The organism is Roseixanthobacter pseudopolyaromaticivorans, assembly GCF_043195145.2.
GTDB lineage: Bacteria > Pseudomonadota > Alphaproteobacteria > Rhizobiales > Xanthobacteraceae > NCEH01.
Genome location: NZ_CM195539.1, coordinates 3102026 through 3118797 on the forward strand (window position 1 = coordinate 3102026; position 16772 = coordinate 3118797).

Genomic DNA, 16772 nt, shown 5'->3' on the forward strand with positions numbered 1-16772 from the left:
GCGGGGGTTTTATGATTTGCGAGAACATTCCCCTGCTTACGTTGAAGAAGGTCGGCGGGGGTCCAGTCAAGCCGGACTTTACTCTTATTTTTTTCAAGCTTCCCCAGAGGAGCATCCGTTTGCACTGCACCACTATCGGAATTTTGTCGAAAATGGCGCATCAAGACCAGGGCGCCGCCAATAAGTCTATGATTTGCCTTATTTTTCTATTTTGGACACGGGAACTTGCGCGCGCCGCAGCGGTTATGCTCGGTGCAACGGAGCGCATGTGAATGACCGAGATTTCTCGCCCGCTTTTGATTGCCGGCCTTGCGGTGAGCTTCCTCATCCAGGGTCCGGCCACCGCCGCATGGGCCCAGAGCGGGGCGCCAGCCCAGCAGCCGTCCGGCGGTGCGCAGGAGCGCGTGAACATCGATGTGTTCTATGCCCCCCTGGCCGAGCACGGCACATGGGTGGCGCATCCCGAATATGATTATGTGTGGGTGCCGTCCGGCCTCGATGCCTCGTGGCGCCCGTATCAGGAAGGCCGCTGGATCTGGACCGATGCCGGCTGGTATTGGGAATCGGGCGAGCCTTTCGCCTGGGCGACCTATCATTACGGCCGCTGGAGCTATGAGCCGGAATACGGCTGGTTCTGGGTGCCGGGCGATACCTGGGCGCCGGCCTGGGTGAAATGGCGGCGCGGCGGCGAGCGCACCGGCTGGGCGCCCATCGCGCCCGACGCTCGCGGCTTCGCCTATGGCGCGCCCAAGCGCTATGAGGTGCCGGTCGCGGAGAGCTGGGTGGTGGTGGAGGACCGGTATGTCTCCGCCCCGGATCTCGCGGTGCGGGTGGAGCCCGTTTCGGAGATCGGCCCCTGGCTCGAGAGCGATCCGCACGAATATGACCCGGTCTATCGCGACGGCGCGGTGATGACCCGCTTCGTGGAGGAACAGGAGATCTCCCGCGTGTCCGCGACCCCGGTGGTGACGCGCCAGATGGTCTATGTGGACCGCTACAACGAGGAATTCGTCGCGCCGAACGGCACCTATATCGGCGTCTACCGTCCATTCGTGGCGCGCGGGCCCGTGGTGGCGCCGCCGCGCTACAGCCGCGAGCTTGCGCCCGACCGCCGGGTGGTCATCAACCAATATGTGCGCACCGACGGACGCGGCCTTTCCGCCCCCTCCGCCGCCTTGCTGGCGGTGCTGGGGGTGCAGCAGCGGCAGGAATTGCGCACGGCGCGCTGGGGCGGCGACCAGCAGGCCTATCAGCGCGATCTCCAGCGGTTCCGCCAGTCCGAGCGCGGCCAGTTGGAGCAGCGCTGGTCGGAGGCCGACCGCAACGCGAAGGCGTTCGAGCAGGAGCGCACCCGCGCCATCCAGCAGCGCGAGCAGACCCAGCGGAACGTGTTCCAGCAGCGCCAGCAGCGCGCCGACCAGGTGATCCAGAAGCTGCAGCGCGAACGGCCGGACGCCCTGCCCGCCACAGTGCCCGCCGGAACGCCTGCGGCGACGCCGGCCCAGACGACCGGCCCCGAGGCCCCGAAGCCCGAGGTGCCGAATCCCCGTCCCCCGGCCGGTCCCGCCCCGGCGGTCCAGGGCGCACCCCCGGCTCCGCCGCCGGGCGCCGCTCGTCCCGAAACGCCCCCGCCCGGCGCGCCCCGCCCGGATGCCCCTCGGCCCGACGCGCCGAAGACGCCGAGCGAGCGCACCGGTGCGCCGGAAGAGCGTAAGGGTCCGCCCGAGCGGGCGCCGGATCGCGCCCCGCCGGCCGAACGTGCCGCGCCTGCGGAAAAGGCGGCTCCGCCGCCGCCCCAGCGCAGCGAACCCGAGCGTCCGGTACAGAAGGAACGCGAAGCCGCACCCGAACGGCCGGCCCCGCCGCCCGCCGCCGCGCGCCCGGAACCGCAGCGTGAACGCCCCGCGGCGCCCGAGCGTCCCCCGCAGGCCGAGCGGCCTCCGCAGGCGGAACGTCCGCCCCAGGCTGAGCGTCCGGCGGCTCCGCCCGCCGTCCAGCGCCCGCCGCAGGCGGAACGGCCTCCCGAACGCCCGGCCGCAAAGCCGCCGCAGGCCGAGCGGCCCGCAGGCCCCCCGCCGGGCGCGGCCGGACCGGGAGGCCCCGGTGGTCCCGCCGGTCCGGGTGGCGACAAGGACGGCAAATGAAAAAGGGCCGGGCAAATTGCCCGGCCCTTCTCTTTTCCAAACCCTGAAGCGGCGCGATCAGCCCACGGCGGCCTGTGCGTTCACGCTGTTGCGCTTCACGGCCAGCTTGTTCAGCGCGGTGATATAGGCCTGCGCCGAGGCGACCAAGGTGTCGGGATCGGCAGCACGCGCCGTGACCACCTTGCCGTCTTCCTCCAGCCGCACGGAGACTTCCGCCTGCGCGTCGGTGCCCTCGGTCACCGCATGCACCTGGTACAGCTCCAGCTTGGCATGATGGGGCACCAGCGCCTTGATGGCGTTGAAGGTGGCATCCACCGGGCCGTTGCCCTCGGCTTCCTCGGTGAACACGTGGCCGTCCACCTCCAGCTTCATGGTGGCGCGCTGCGGGCCGTGGGTGCCGGCGATGACGGAGAGCGAGATCAGCTTGGTGCGGTCATAAGCGGCGGCGATGCCGCGATCCACCAGGGCCTCGATGTCCTCGTCATAGACCACCTTCTTGCGGTCGGCGAGATCCTTGAAGCGGGTGAAGGCGTCGTTCAGGGCGTTCTCGCCCAGTTCGTAGCCCAGGGTCTTCAGCTTGTCGCGGAAGGCGGCGCGGCCGGAATGCTTGCCCATGACCAGCGAGGTCTTGGTGACGCCCACGCTCTCGGGGGTCATGATCTCGTAGGTCTGGTTGTGCTTCAGCATGCCGTCCTGGTGGATGCCGCTCTCGTGGGAGAAAGCGTTCCGCCCGACGATGGCCTTGTTGTACTGCACCGGGAACGAGGTGACGCCCGAGACCAGCTTGGAGGCGCGGGTGAGCAATTGCGACTGTACGCCCGTGGTATAGGGCAACACGTCGCGCCGTACGGTCAGAGCCATCACCACTTCTTCCAAAGCGGCATTGCCGGCGCGCTCGCCGATGCCGTTGACGGTGCATTCGATCTGCCGCGCGCCGCCTTCCAGGCCGGCCAGCGAATTCGCCACCGCCAGACCCAAATCATTGTGGCAATGCACGGAGAAGATCGCCTTGTCCGCGTTCGGCACTTTCTCCCGCATGGTGCGGAACATGGTGCGATATTCGTCCGGCGTGGCGTAGCCCACGGTGTCGGGCAGATTGATGGTGGTGGCGCCGGCCTTGATGGCGGCTTCCACGCAGCGGGCCAGATAATCCAGCGGCGTGCGGGTGGCGTCCATGGCGGACCATTCCACATCCTCCACCAGGTTGCGCGCCTGGGCGACGGTGGCGGTGATGATCTCCAGCACCTCCTCCTGCGTCTTGCGCATCTGGTGCTCCAGATGGATCGGCGAGGTGGAGACGAAGGTGTGGATGCGGCCGCGGCGGGCATGGCGCACCGCTTCGCCGGCGCGGGCGATATCGCCGGGAATGGCGCGGGCGAGGCCGGCGATCACGGCGCGCTTGGAGCGGCGGGCGATCTCGGCCACCGATTCGAAATCGCCGATGGAGGCGATGGGGAAGCCGGCCTCGATGATATCGACGCCCATTTCATCCAGCAATTCCGCCACCTGCAGCTTCTCCTCCAAGGTCATGGAGGCGCCGGGGCATTGCTCGCCGTCGCGCAGGGTGGTGTCGAAGATGACCACGCGGTCCTTGTCGGAAGCGGTGGCGGCGGGCGTCTCGTGATGAGCGGCGGTCTCGTGATGAGCGGTCATTGGCTCGGTCCTTCTCGGGTCTCGGCCGGTCTCCCGCGCGCATCTGGCGTCTTAAGGGAGGGCGGGCCGCAATTGCGCTGATGTCTCGTTCAGATCCGATCCCCTGAGTGCCCAGGCGCGCAGCGCCCGGCCGGCCCTCAGGGGCGGCTAAGGAGAAGGAGCGCGCGCAGAATGAGAGCGTTTCCCGCAACCCAGGGGGTGCGGGAGGAGGGACCTGCGCAGTTCGTCCGATGTGACGACACGGTTCGCGGCTCGCTCACTCAATGGCTCTCTAGCGGCCCTGATAGACGAATTGCGCCGGCCGCACAAGGAGGCGACTCACCACCGCCGCCGTTTCCTGCGCGCCGGCCCGCACAGCCGCCTCGGAACCGCACGCGCCCGGGGTCCGGCGTCGCCGCAACTCTCGCCCTGCCCCTTGCTCCGAACCGCGCGAGGCGCCACCCTTCGCATTCCTGAACGGGAGTATGCCATGAAGGCTCGCCTGTCCGCCTGCGCCCTCGCGGCGCTGCTGCTTTCCGCCTGCACCACCACCTCCTCCCCGCCCGCGCCGTCGCTGGCATCGGCCGCCCCCGCGGGAGCCGCCGATTCGACGGCCGGCGCGGCGAGCTGCACCTCGGCCCTGGCGAATTTCATGAAGGTGGTGGACGCGGACGCCGCGAGCGGCAATCTCAACCAGAGCGTCTTCAAGCGGATCTCGGCCGACCTCGCGACTCCCAAGGCCACCTGCGCCGCCGGCAAGGATAGCGAATCGCGCAGCCAGCTCGCCGCCATCCGCGCCCGCTACGGCTATCCCTAGGGATTAACCAACGCGGCCGGGGCCGCGGCGCGGGCCGGATTCATGCGCGCCGAACGTTGGCCCGAACGTTGGGCCGAACAGCCGGTTTCTTCCGCCGGAAACCGCCGAAAAAGCACGGAGAAGCCTCAGCAAACCGATGTTCGTCTGCGCTAAGCCATTGTTTCACGTGAAACATTTTGGAGACTCTCGGCCCGCTCGGCCTTCTCCGGCCCAATGCCTCAGGGCAGATGATGGCGCAGATAGGACGCGGCGAAGGACGTAACCTTGTCCGAGATCTGGGTCCGATCGCGGATCACCACCGCATCGGAAAGTTCCGGATCGGCCTCCCGCGCGATGAAATCGCGGATGCGCGCGGCGAGTTCCTCGCCCGGCATGTCGAACACCAGGCGATGCACCAGCGCCAGCCGCGCCCCGTCGAACACCAGGCTCCAGCCGCCGTCGGCGTGGATCAGTGCGGGATCGAGCCCGGTTTCCTCCCGCAACTCGCGCAAGGCGGACTGTTCCAGGTCCACCCGCCCGTCGGGCGTGACGTCGTTCAGATCGGGCGTGCCGCCGGGAAAAAACACCCGCCCCGAATTCGCGGTGCGCGCGCCCATTTCACCGAGCACGAACGCCCCGTCATTGCCCTGGAGGCCGCACAAGGCGAAGGCGTTCCAGGCCCCAAGCTCCGGCCAGTCGCGCGCCCGCCACCACAGCAGCGTGGCGAAGTCGGTCTCCAGGAAATGGCCCCGCAGGAGCCCGCCCGTGAGGGCGAACTCCCGCAGCACCAGGATGCGGCCGTTCCATAAATGGGGATTGGCCGCGAGTTGGACGGCGAACTCGGCCTCGATCTCGGAGCGGTGGGCCTCCGCCTCGGTCCAGATCCCGGCTTCCATCCGAAGATCGAAGCCGGTGAACGGCAGCACTTTGCCGAACGTGCGATCCGCGACCGGGAGCGCCGCCCCACCCGCCTCCGAGCCGGCGCTCACGCCACCGCTTCCAGGGCCGGATAGTCGGTATAGCCCTCGGCGCCGCCGCCATAGAGCGTCTCACGCTTCAGCTCGTTCAGCGGCGCGCCGGTGCGCAGGCGCTCCACCAGATCCGGGTTGGAGATGAACGGACGGCCGAAGGCGATCAGGTCCGCCTTGCCTTCCGCAAGCACCTTTTCGGCGAGCGCGAGGTCATAGCCGTTGTTGGTCATCCAGGCGCCGGAATAGCGGGCGCGCAGCTGCTCGAAATCGAAGCTCGGATCGACGTCGCGCGGGCCGCCGGTGGCGCCTTCCACCACGTGGATATAGACCGGCTTCAGCTTCTCCAGCTCTTCCACCGCATAGTTGAACAGGGCCTGGGGATTGCTGTCGGTCAGATCGTTCGCGGGGGTCACCGGCGAGATGCGCAGGCCGGTGCGCTTGGCGCCGATCTCGTCGATGATCGCCGCCGTCACTTCCAGCAGCAGGCGGGCGCGGTTCTCGATCGAGCCGCCATAGCTGTCGGTGCGCTTGTTGGCGCCGTCCCGCAGGAACTGGTCCAGCAGATACCCGTTGGCGGCGTGGATCTCGACCCCGTCGAAGCCGGCGGCGATGGCATTGGCGGCGGCGCGGCGATAATCGGCGATTATGCCGGGGATCTCAGCCAGCTCCAGGGCGCGCGGCTCGGAGGTCTCGGCAAACGTGTTGTTCACGAAGGTCTTGGTCTTCGCCGTGATGGCGGAAGGCGCCACCGGCGCGCCACCGTTGGGCTGCAACGAGACATGGGAGACCCGGCCCACATGCCAGAGCTGGATCACGATCCGCCCGCCCTTGGCATGGACCGCGTCCGTCACTTTCTTCCAGCCGGCGACCTGCTCGGCGGTGTAGATGCCCGGAGTGTCCTGATAGCCCTGGCCCTGCTGGGAAATCTGCGTGGCCTCGGTGATGATCAGACCGGCGGAGGCGCGCTGGGTGTAATATTCCACCGTCAGCGGGCCGGGTACGAAGCCGGGAAGCGCCCGGTTGCGGGTCAGGGGCGCCATGACGATGCGGTTGGGCAGGGTCAGATCGCCGAGGCGATAGCTATCGAACAGCGTGGCTTTCGCGTCGCTCATGGGGACAACCTTTGGTTTGCGGCCTGCGGCCGGCAATGGTGCGATGCAACACAGATAAATCTACAACGACCGCAACCAAGGGGCTGACGAACACTTTTTCGCCATATGCCGCTGGGGAAGCCCTTCAAAGGTGAAGCACGCCCTCGGCCACCACCACCGCATTGCCGCCGATGGTCGCCTCCACCACATGCCCGCCCTTCACCGTGAAGCCGAGATTGATCCGGCTCGGCCGCCCCATCTCGAAGCCCTGGTCGATGCGGACCTTGTGATTGCCCTCCACCCGCGCCTCGGCATCCAGAAGCACCGCCGGAAAAGCGGCGGCGGCGGCACCGGTGGCCGGGTCCTCCTCCGTGCCGAGGCCGGGCGAGAACATGCGGGCGCGGAAGTCCGCATCGCCCTCTTCGTCCAGCGTATAGAGATAGAGCGCCTCGCCGTACGAGCCGAGATTGCGGATGAAGGCCGCCTCGTCCGGGCGGGCGCGGGCGAGCGCGGTCAGATCGGCCAGCGGCACGAACAGGAACGGCACCCCGGCGGACGCCACCACCGGGCGATGCGCATCAAAGCCGATGTCGCTGACGCTGAGATTAAGCGCGTCCGCGCAGGCCTTGCGGGAGATGTCCACGTCCTCCAGCGTGCTGCGGCGCGGCACGATGAAGGTGGCGCTCCCCTTGCGGGCGCCCGAGGCATCACTCGTTACATCGCAGATCAGCGTACCGATCTGCTCCTCCAGCCGCATTTGCCCCTTGGCGAGCTTGTCCTCGAGGGCGAGCAACACCGCCGCCCCCACCGTGGGATGGCCGGCGAACGGCATCTCATGGGCCGTAGTGAAGATGCGCACCCGTGCCCGGTGGGACGGGTCCTTGGGCGGCAGAACGAATACCGTCTCGGAGACGTTGAACTCGCGGGTGATCTGCTGCATCGCCGCATCGTCGAGCCCGGCGGCGTCCAGAACCACGGCCAGCGGATTGCCGCCGAACGGGCGCGAGGTGAAAACATCGAGCGTCACATAGCGGCGCGGCATGGCGGATCATCCGGTAGGCAGGCAGCGAGACGGCGGCTCGCGGGGCAACAGCCACAGTTTTGCCTCAAATGGCCTCGGGCGTGAAGACGTGGCTTGGCCGGACGAACTCTTCCTGCGCCTCAACCAACAATAATTCCCGCGCGCCGGCCTGATCCGTCCGCCGCAACAGGCCGTAGATCGAAGAGGCGGCCGCGCCGAGCGCCACCGCGACGCTGCCGCTGCGCTTCCAATGGAAATAGAACAGGGCCGCGATCGCGTCCCCCGCGCCGTTCAGCGAAACGTCCAGCCTGGGCGTGCGCACGAGGAAGCGCCCGTCGGGGCCGCAGGCGAGCAGGTCGATGGAATGGGCGGGCGTCTCGCCGGTGTGCAGGCTGGTGACGAGCACGACGCGCGGGCCGTTCTTCTGCAACTGCGCGCAGGCGGCGAGCGCGTCGGCGCGCGTGGCGAGCGTCGTTCCGGTCAGCCATTCCAGCTCGAACTGGTTGGGCGTGATCACATCCGCCGCGGGCACGGCGACCTCGCGCATGAATTCGGGAATGCCCGGCCGAACGAAGATGCCGCGGCCCACGTCGCCGATCACCGGATCGCAGCAATAGGTGGCCTGCGGATTGGCCTCGCGCACCCGCGCGACAGTGGCGAGGATGGCTGCGCCAAGATCGGCCGACCCCATGTAGCCGGACAGGACGCCATCGCATTTGCCCAGTTGTCCCCGTTCCGCGATCCCTTCCACCAGTTCGAGCACCAGCTCGGCCTCGAACACCTGCCCGCGCCAAGCTCCGTATCCGGTGTGATTGGAGAACTGCACCGTGTGGATGGGCCACACCTCAACGCCCAGGCGCTGCAGGGGAAACACAGCGGAGGCATTGCCCACATGGCCGAAGGCGACGTGGGATTGAATGGAGAGGAGGTTCATGGCCGCGCCCGCTCGGAAGGATGCGGCGGCGTTAGCGCGCATCGGCCGGCAGCACAAATGGATTTTGCTGATCCGCGCCAGAAGCTGCGGTGATCCATCCGTAACCGCACGGGACGAGCGGCTCAGCTTTCCTCTGGCTGGCCATAGGCCCGGCGACTGACGCGCGCGATGAAACGGCGGGGCGCGAGCCGAACCGCGAAGGTCATCAAGCGGTTGGCGAAGCCCACCACCTCAACTCTCTTGCCTGCCAGCATGGCGCGGTAGCCGGCTTCCGCGACCGTGCGGGCATCGGCGACCGGCCCACGGAACACCCGCGTCGCGCCCATGCCGGCGCGGGCCGCAAAGCCGGTATGCGTCGGTCCGGGACACAGCGCCGTCACGGCGATTTGGGTCTCGCTCAATTCCTCGCTCAGCGCCTCGGAAAACGAGAGAACATAAGCCTTGCTGGCCGCATAGACGGCGGCGAACGGTCCCGGGGCGAAGGCGGCCGTGGAGGCGAGTTGGACGATCCGCCCCTGCCCGCGCGCCAACATGCCGGGCAGCGCTGCATGGGTCAGCACGGTGAGGGCCGCGATATTGGTGGCGATCATGCCCGCCATGGCGGACACGTCGGCGTCGACGAACGGCCCGTAAGAGCCGAATCCGGCGTTGTTCACCAGCACGTCCAGCTCTGTTCGGGCGATTTCGGCAGCGAGCATTTTCACTGCCGCGGAATCGGAGAGATCGGCGACGCGGACCTGCACCTCCACCGCCCCGGCGGCCCGCAAATCGCGCGCGGCATCCTCCAGGCGGGCGGCATCGCGCGCGACCAGGATGAGGGCGAAGCCGTCCCGCGCCAGCAGGCGGGCGAACTCCAGCCCGATGCCGCCGCTGCCGCCGGTCACGAGCGCGAGGCGCGGCTCACCGGCGGGCGGAGGATTTCGGGATGAAGGGAGATCGTGGGCCATGTGGATGTCCTGTCGCGCCGGCGCGGTGCGATCTTCGGCGCGCGCAGACCCTTCCGCAAGGCGCACAAGGGCTGGCCGGGCGCGAACTGCGCCGGCTGCAAGGCCACGACCGCAGCTTTGCGCGGGTAAGCCTTGCGAGGCCACGCGGACCATGCCACTCCCACCCATCATGCCCCTGCCCTTTTCCCTTCCGTTCCGCCCCGCCGTCCTGCGGCATGCCGCTGTCCTCCTGGCGCTCGCGTTCGCCGTGCCGGCCCATGCGGCGCCGGCCTGCTACGCGCCCAACGTCCTGCAATCACGCCCGGGCGAGGAGATCGTGCGCCGCGCCACGGGCGCCCCGCCGGCCTTGCCGGATCTGCGCCTGCCCCCGGCACAGCCCGTCCCGGCGGCGCTTTCCGGCTCGATCCGCCGGGTGGACCTGCCGGCGGGAGTGAAGCTGGTGGCCCTCACCTTCGATCTGTGCGAGGCCTCCGGCGAGGTCTCCGGCTATGATGGCGCGCTGGTGGATTATCTGCGCGCGGAGAAGGTGCCCGCCACCTTCTTCGGCGGCGGCAAATGGATTCTCAGCCATCCCGACCGCGCCGCCCAGATTCTCGCCGATCCGATCTTCGAGATGGGCAACCACACCTGGTCCCACGCCAATCTCGCGGTGAAGACCGGGGAAGCCATGTCGCGGCAGGTGGACGATGCGGACACCGCTTTCGGGCTCGCCCGCGCCAATGCGGCACAGGCCGGCTGCATGCTGGAGAAAGTGCCCGCGCGCCCGGCGCTCTTCCGCTTTCCCTACGGCTCCTGCAGCGTCGAATCCATGAGCCACGTCAACGAGACCGGCCATCTGGCGATCCAGTGGGACGTGGATTCCGCAGACCCCGCCTTTCTCGGCGCGAACCTGATGGCGCAAAACATGCTGCGCGCGATCCGCCCCGGCTCCATCGTGCTGATGCACGCTAACGGGCGCGGCAAGCACACGGCGGAGGCTCTCAAGCTGTTGATCCCGGCGCTGCGGGCGAAAGGCTATGGATTTGTGACCGTGTCCGATCTCATCGCTGCCGGAAAGCCCGTGATCGCCTCCACCTGCTATTCCGAGCGCCCGGGCGATACCCGTGTCTATGACGAGGCCGCGCGGACCGGCCGCCACATCCTCTCGCGCCCCTGAGGCCGCTTTCTCACCCCGATCTGCGAACCAAAAGAAAGACCTTCCGATGCTCTTGGCCCGCGACCTTGCCGACGATGTGCGATCCGGCCGCCTTACGCCCCTCGACCTCGTGAACCTGTGCGCGCAGGCCATCGAAGAGCATGAGCAGGATGTGCATGCGTTCGCCGCGCTTGATCTCGATGCAGCCCGCGCCACCGCGCAGGTGCCCGGGCGCGCCGAGACCCCGCTGGCAGGCGTGCCCTTCGCGGTGAAGGACATTCTCGACACCCGCGAATTGCCCACCGAATACAATTCTCCGATCTATGCCGGCCACCGCCCCGCGGCGGACGCGCCGGTGGTGAGCCAGGGGCGGCGCGGCGGCGGCGTGCTGCTCGGCAAGACCGTGACGACCGAATTCGCCTTTCTGGAACCGAGCATCACGCGCAATCCGCGCCGGCTCAGCCATACGCCCGGCGGGTCTTCGGCCGGCTCCGCGGCGGCGGTGGCGGCGGGCATGGTGCCCTTCTCCATCGGCACCCAGACCGGCGGCTCGGTCATCCGGCCGGCCTCCTATTGCGGCGTCACCGGCTATAAGCCCACCTTCCGCATCCTGCCGACCGTGGGCATGAAGACCTTCTCCTGGCATCTCGACACGATCGGGCTGTTCGGCGCGCGCGTGCAGGATGTGGCGTTCGCCGCTGCCGGCTTGACCGGGCGCGATCTCGACATCGGCACTGAGGTGGCGGCGGCCCCCCGCATCGCGGTCATCCGCACGGTGCGCGCCGACCAGGCTTCGGCGGATGCCCATGCGGCACTGGATGAGGCCGCGCGTGCCGCTGCGGCCGCCGGCGCAAGTGTGAGTGAAATCGAACTTCCGGCCGAACTGGAGGCCGCCGATACGATTCATTCCACGATCCAGGATTTCGAAGGCGCGATCGCGTTCGCCGACGAATATGACCGCCTGCGCCACCAGTTCTCCCCGCTGCTGGCGCGCTATCTGGACCAAGCCGCCAAGGTGCAGCCGGACGATTACGATTCCGCCCGCCGCACCGCCAAGCGCGCCCGCCAGCGGCTGGGCGATTTCTTTGCGGATTATGACGCCATCCTCACCTTCTCCGCGCCCGGCACGGCGCCTGAAGGCTACGGCACCACCGGCTCCGCCATCTTCAACCGGCTGTGGACGCTGATGGGCACGCCGACGGTGAACGTGACCGGCCTTTCAGGGGCGAACGGCCTTCCCATGGGGGTGCAGATCGTGGGGCGTTTTGGGCGGGATCGGACCGCTTTGACCGTCGCAGCTTTCCTGGAGCGCGCCCTCCAAAGCTGAAATACAATATATCAACATGGCGCATGTGCAGTGCGAAAGGCGCCATGTGGATGTTATCCTTAAGTTCGTGAAACGGAGGCGCTGCGGCGCAGGATAAAGCGCCGCGCTGCGGCAACGTTATTTGCTTTTCCAATCTTTGGTCTTTGTTAAGCTTCGCGCGGAGATCGACCAAAAAGGGACTTGGGAAGTGGACCTGGGCTCGATACTCGACATGCTGAAAGTGAGCACCGCTTTCGCCGTCATCGGCGCGGTGCTCCTGGGCATGATTTGAGTTTAGCCACACGCCCAAGCCGCCTTCGTAAAAGATCAAAAATCGCGAAGGGCAGGTCGATCGGCGCGGCGCTGGAGAGAAATTCTCCGGCGCCGCGTGCCTCAATGTCCGCGCGTCAGGCTGCGCGCAAAATCAGCGCGGTCCACAGCGAAATCGCCGACCCGCTCCTCAGGCCCCATGATGGGACGCAGGGATTTGCCGGGGGCATGCGCCGCTTTTCCACATGGGTCTGCAAGGCGGACCGCGTGCGAGGGGCCCCTCCCTATGCCTTTGGCAGCAAATGTATTTTTGTCCCAACAATTAGGTTTTCGGGCCGCGAAGTGACGCCCGTGACGGATTTGTGAAGCGCCGCCTTGGAGGATTTGCAAGGCCGCACCGGCGCCCGATCACCCCAGTGTCATAAGACTGTTGCGGCGCCCACTTAAGAAAATGCCCGGTAAGCACCGGAGCAAACCAGATGATGGTGATCGAAGGGCTGACCTGCCGATTTGGCGATAAGGTCGCCGTGTCGGACGTCAACCTAGAGATCGGTCAGGGCGCCTTCATCGGCGTCATCGGCCGTTCGGGCGCCGGCAAGTCCACCTTGCTGCGCATGATCAATCGCCTGCAGCCGTCGAGCGGCGGCGCAATTCGCTATGACGGCGTCGACGTCACGGCACTGAAGGGGCGGGAGCTGCGCCTGTGGCGCGCGCAGGCCGCCATGATCTTCCAGCAGTTCAATCTGGTGGGTCGCCTCGACGTGCTCACCAACGTGCTGATGGGGCGCCTGTCCACCATGCCGCGCTGGCGCGCGCTCTCGAAGGTGTGGAGCGAGCAGGACAAGGCGATCGCGCTGACCGCCCTGGATCAATTCGACATTGCCCAGCTCGCCGCCCAGCGCGCCGACAGCCTTTCCGGCGGCCAGCAGCAGCGCGTCGCCATCGCCCGCGCCCTGGTGCAGGAGCCGGGCGTGATCCTCGCCGACGAGCCCATCGCCTCGCTCGATCCGCGCAACACCAAGGTGGTGATGGACGCCCTGCTGCGGATCAACAAGCACTTCGGCATTACCGTGCTGTGCAACCTGCATTCGCTCGACCTCGCCCGGACCTATTGCGACCGCCTCGTCGGCATGGCGAACGGGCGCGTGGTGTTCGACGGGGCGCCGCAAGCCCTCACCGAAGGGGTCGCCCGCGAGCTTTACGGGCTTGAGGCCGGGGAGGTCATGGATCTGGAAGGCGCCGCGGCCGAGCCGCAGTTCGAGCCCGCCCTGGCGCCGGGAGCCGCCACCGTGTGAGCCCGCCCCGCGGCCGCGGCAGTCGCGGCCGTCCCCCAGCCACGGGCGCGCAAGCGGCGCGCGCGTGATCTCGACAGCGCAGGCGAATGCCTCTTCGCGCAGCCCAAAGCCGCGCGCGGTTTTCCAAAAGTACGCGTGATTTCAAGCGTTTCCATACCCTACATCCTACCCGCATCCTCAAGGAGCGAGACATGCTGACCCGTCGTACCCTCATGACCGTGGCGACCGCTGCGGTTCTGTCCGCCGGCTTCGCCGGCGCCGCCGCCGCCCAGGATTGGAAAGCCAAGTATCCCGAGCTGGTGTTCGCGGTGATCCCGGCCGAGAACGCCTCGGGCGTCACCGACCGCTACCAGCCGCTGATGGACTATCTCTCAAAGGAGCTCGGCGTGAAGGTGACCCTGCGGGTCGCCAACGATTATGCGGCCGTGATCGAAGGCCAGCGCGCCGGCAACGTCCAGATCGCCTCCTACGGCCCGGCCTCCTTCGCCCGCGCTTTGCTCACCGGCGTGAAGACCGAAGCCTTCGCGATCGAAGTGAACCAGGACGGCACCAAGGGCTATCATTCGGTGCTCTATGTGAAGGCCGACAGCCCCTACAAGTCGATCGAGGATCTGAAGGGCAAGAATCTCTGCCTGGTGGACCCGAACTCCACTTCGGGCAACAACGTGCCCCGCTTCGCCCTGAACAAGATGGGCATCACCCCGGACACCTATTTCAGCAAGGTGGTGTATGCCGGCTCGCATGAAAACGCCGTGATCGCCGTGCAGCAGGGCACCTGCGACGCCGCCTTCAACTGGTGGAACGACGAAAACGAATCCAACCTCATGCGTATGGATCGCAAGGGGATGGCGAAGTATTCGGACTTCCGCATCATCTATACGTCCGACCTGATCGTGAATTCGCCCTATGCCTATCTGTCGGACCTGCCGGCGGACTTGAAGGCGAAGATCCGCGACGCCTTCTTCTCGATCCAGAAGAACGACAAGACCGCCTTCGACAAGATCTATGAAGGCAAGGCCCAGCCCTGGCAGCCGGTGGACAATGCGGCCTACCAGCCGGTGATCGAGCTCATCAAGTTTGTCGACGAACTGCGCAAGAAGAAGGCGTCCTGACGCCGAAGGAGCGGCCCGGTCTCACCGGGCCGCTCTTTTTCCAGGTGCCCGACGGACCAGAGCAACGCAACGATGCCCTTTCCCCTGCCCCACGCATTCGCGACTCTTCCGGCCGAGCAGCTCGCGCCGCTGGCCCGCCGGTATGCGGCGGCGATGGCCGCGCGGCGACGCCATGTCTATATCGGCCTTTCGGTGCTCGTGGTGTGCATCGCCCTTTCCTCCTGGATGGGCGAGGTGAAGCCGGCCGTCTTCCTGGCGAATGCAAACCGGCTCGGCAGCTATTTTTACAACATTACGCCCACCCTCACCCTTGCAAACCTTTCCACTGACCTTAGCGAATGGTTCTGGAACCTGGATCATTGGTTGAAGCTGCTGTGGGATACGATCCTCATCGCCTATCTCGGCACCGTGTTCGGCGGCATCGGTGCCTTCTGCCTCTGTTTCCTCGCCAGCGCGAACCTGGTGCGCTCGCCTTGGATCCGCCTCGGCACCCGCCGCTTCCTGGAATTCTGCCGCACCGTGCCGGAGATCGTGTTCGCCCTGCTGTTCGTGGTGGCGTTCGGCCTCGGCCCCATGCCCGGCGTGCTCGCGCTGTCCCTCCACACCATGGGCGCGCTCGGCAAATTGTTCGCCGAGGTGGTTGAGAACATCGATATGAAGCCGGTGGACGGGGCGACCGCCTCCGGCGCCGACTGGGTGCAGACCGTGCGTTTCGCGGTGCTGCCGCAGGTGCTCTCCAATTTCGCGTCCTACGGCCTGCTGCGCTTCGAGGAAAATGTGCGCGAAGCCGCCATCATGGGTTTTGTCGGTGCCGGCGGCATCGGGCAGGACCTCGTGGAAGCGATCCGCAAATTCTATTATTCCGACGTCTCGGCCATCCTGCTGCTGATCATCGGCACCGTGGTCATCATCGACCTTGTCACCGAGCAGATCCGCCACGCGCTGCTGGGCACGGAGCGCCGGGCATGAGCCGCGCGCGCCTCACCCCCACCGCGCAAGACCGCGCGCGCCTCGCCAAGGCATTTCCCCAGGTGTTTGCGCCCTCGCTGCTCCAGCGCGCGCTGACCCTCGGCGCCATCACACTTCTGGTGCTGCTGGCGCTTTACGCCATGTGGCGCCTGGAATTCAGCTTCGCCCGCATCGGCAGCGGCATCCGCCAGCTCTGGCTGTTCGTCACGCTGATGGTGCCGCCTGATCCGGGCACGCAGCTGAACCTCTACATCCACGCGCTGGGCGAGACGCTCTCCATCGCCTTCCTCGGCACCTTCTGCGGCGCGCTCCTCGCCCTGCCCATGGGCTTCATCGCCGCGCGCAACGTGGTGCCGAACCTCGTCATACACATGGCCATGCGGCGCTTCATGGACGTGCTGCGCGGCGTGGACCGGCTGATCTGGGCACTGATCTTCGTCACGGTCGTCGGGCTCGGCCCGTTCGCCGGCATATTGGCCATCGCCACCGCGAGCGCCGGGATTTTCGCGAAGCTGTTCTCCGAGGCCATCGAGGCCACGGATCGCAAGGCGGTGGAAGGCATCCTCTCCACCGGCGGCTCGGCCGTCGATGCGGTGCGCTTCGGCCTGCTGCCGCAGGTGATGCCGGTGCTCACCAGCCAGGTGCTGTATATTTTCGAAAGCAACTCGCGCCAATCCACCATCGTGGGCATCGTCGGCGCGGGCGGGCTCGGGCTTCACCTCGTGGAGCAGATCCGCGTGCTGGAATGGCAGAAGGTGAGCTTCCTCATCCTCATGATGCTGGTGATGGTGGCGGTGATCGACTTCATCTCCTCGCGCCTGCGCTTCGCCATCATCGGCCGCAAAGAGGTGGTCTGAGGCGGTTCCCGCAGCGGCTCGGGCGCTTTCAGCAAACCAAAAGCGGATTGCGGTTTCGCCTTAAGAAATCGCGTCAACGCTGGCTTGCGGACGCGGCCAAAATCTTTCGCCCCGCTGAATGTTGCGCTCTCTGGACAGGTTCCAATGTAGCAGCTACGCAAGCGGCCGGCCGGGCGATCAAAAGGGGGGCTACCCTTCGGGCGTTTGGGCCACATCCCTCCCTCATGCAGGGCGCGGGTGGATGAAAAACAGCCAGTCCAGAGGGGTTATCATGTTCAAAATGTCTGGAGGC

At 67.0% G+C, this 16772-nt stretch carries 14 protein-coding genes; 8 read left to right on the plus strand and 6 right to left on the minus strand.

Annotated elements, in window-relative coordinates; genetic code table 11:
- Positions 1 to 272 precede the first annotated feature (272 nt).
- The gene (locus V5F68_RS14850) at positions 273 to 2144 is read left to right on the plus strand and encodes a DUF6600 domain-containing protein (protein ID WP_394013299.1); all 1872 of its coding nucleotides are present in this window, start codon (positions 273 to 275) and stop codon (positions 2142 to 2144) included.
- A gap of 57 nt (positions 2145 to 2201) precedes the next feature.
- On the opposite strand, the gene V5F68_RS14855 is transcribed toward V5F68_RS14850, so the two are convergent.
- Entirely contained in the window at positions 2202 to 3797 is a 1596-nt protein-coding gene (locus V5F68_RS14855) for a 2-isopropylmalate synthase (protein WP_394013301.1), read from the minus strand.
- 469 nt (positions 3798 to 4266) lie between these two features.
- On the opposite strand from V5F68_RS14855, the gene V5F68_RS14860 reads away from it, so the two are divergent.
- The gene (locus V5F68_RS14860; RefSeq protein WP_394013303.1) at positions 4267 to 4593 is read left to right on the plus strand and encodes a hypothetical protein; all 327 of its coding nucleotides are present in this window, start codon (positions 4267 to 4269) and stop codon (positions 4591 to 4593) included.
- 218 nt (positions 4594 to 4811) lie between these two features.
- Here the strand turns inward: V5F68_RS14860 and V5F68_RS14865 are convergent, their stop codons facing one another.
- From V5F68_RS14865 to V5F68_RS14885, 5 genes are all read right to left on the minus strand, one after another.
- Complete coding sequence (locus tag V5F68_RS14865; protein ID WP_394013304.1) at positions 4812 to 5561, minus strand: NUDIX hydrolase; 750 nt, start codon at positions 5559 to 5561, stop codon at positions 4812 to 4814.
- Positions 5558 to 6655: an alkene reductase gene (locus tag V5F68_RS14870; protein ID WP_394013305.1), complete on the minus strand. Its 1098-nt coding sequence runs from the start codon at positions 6653 to 6655 to the stop codon at positions 5558 to 5560. Before V5F68_RS14870 ends, V5F68_RS14865 begins: the two co-directional genes overlap by 4 nt.
- Positions 6656 to 6779: 124 nt before the next feature.
- Positions 6780 to 7676: a PhzF family protein gene (locus V5F68_RS14875; RefSeq protein ID WP_394013306.1), complete on the minus strand. Its 897-nt coding sequence runs from the start codon at positions 7674 to 7676 to the stop codon at positions 6780 to 6782.
- A 64-nt stretch (positions 7677 to 7740) separates the two neighbouring features.
- Entirely contained in the window at positions 7741 to 8589 is an 849-nt protein-coding gene (gene pdxY / locus V5F68_RS14880) for a pyridoxal kinase PdxY (RefSeq protein ID WP_394013307.1), read from the minus strand.
- Between the two features lie 122 nt (positions 8590 to 8711).
- Positions 8712 to 9536 (minus strand): SDR family NAD(P)-dependent oxidoreductase, encoded by an 825-nt coding sequence (locus V5F68_RS14885; RefSeq protein ID WP_394013308.1) that lies wholly within the window; start codon positions 9534 to 9536, stop codon positions 8712 to 8714.
- Between the two features lie 151 nt (positions 9537 to 9687).
- Between V5F68_RS14885 and V5F68_RS14890 the strand changes: the two genes are divergently transcribed.
- The 6 genes from V5F68_RS14890 (at position 9688) to phnE (V5F68_RS14915) (ending at position 16480) form a co-directional block, all read left to right on the plus strand.
- Positions 9688 to 10692 carry a polysaccharide deacetylase family protein gene (locus V5F68_RS14890; protein ID WP_394013309.1) on the plus strand — a complete coding sequence of 335 codons (1005 nt, stop codon included), beginning with the start codon at positions 9688 to 9690 and terminating at the stop codon, positions 10690 to 10692.
- Between the two features lie 46 nt (positions 10693 to 10738).
- Positions 10739 to 11998: an amidase gene (locus V5F68_RS14895; protein WP_394013310.1), complete on the plus strand. Its 1260-nt coding sequence runs from the start codon at positions 10739 to 10741 to the stop codon at positions 11996 to 11998.
- A 728-nt stretch (positions 11999 to 12726) separates the two neighbouring features.
- Positions 12727 to 13542: a phosphonate ABC transporter ATP-binding protein gene (phnC, locus tag V5F68_RS14900; RefSeq protein WP_348847321.1), complete on the plus strand. Its 816-nt coding sequence runs from the start codon at positions 12727 to 12729 to the stop codon at positions 13540 to 13542.
- A gap of 191 nt (positions 13543 to 13733) precedes the next feature.
- Complete coding sequence (gene phnD / locus V5F68_RS14905; RefSeq protein ID WP_394013313.1) at positions 13734 to 14654, plus strand: phosphonate ABC transporter substrate-binding protein; 921 nt, start codon at positions 13734 to 13736, stop codon at positions 14652 to 14654.
- Between the two features lie 72 nt (positions 14655 to 14726).
- Complete coding sequence (phnE, locus tag V5F68_RS14910; RefSeq protein WP_394013314.1) at positions 14727 to 15623, plus strand: phosphonate ABC transporter, permease protein PhnE; 897 nt, start codon at positions 14727 to 14729, stop codon at positions 15621 to 15623.
- Positions 15620 to 16480 (plus strand): phosphonate ABC transporter, permease protein PhnE, encoded by an 861-nt coding sequence (phnE, locus tag V5F68_RS14915; protein WP_394013315.1) that lies wholly within the window; start codon positions 15620 to 15622, stop codon positions 16478 to 16480. The genes phnE (V5F68_RS14910) and phnE (V5F68_RS14915) overlap by 4 nt, the downstream gene beginning before the upstream one ends.
- The last annotated feature ends 292 nt before the right edge of the window (positions 16481 to 16772 follow it).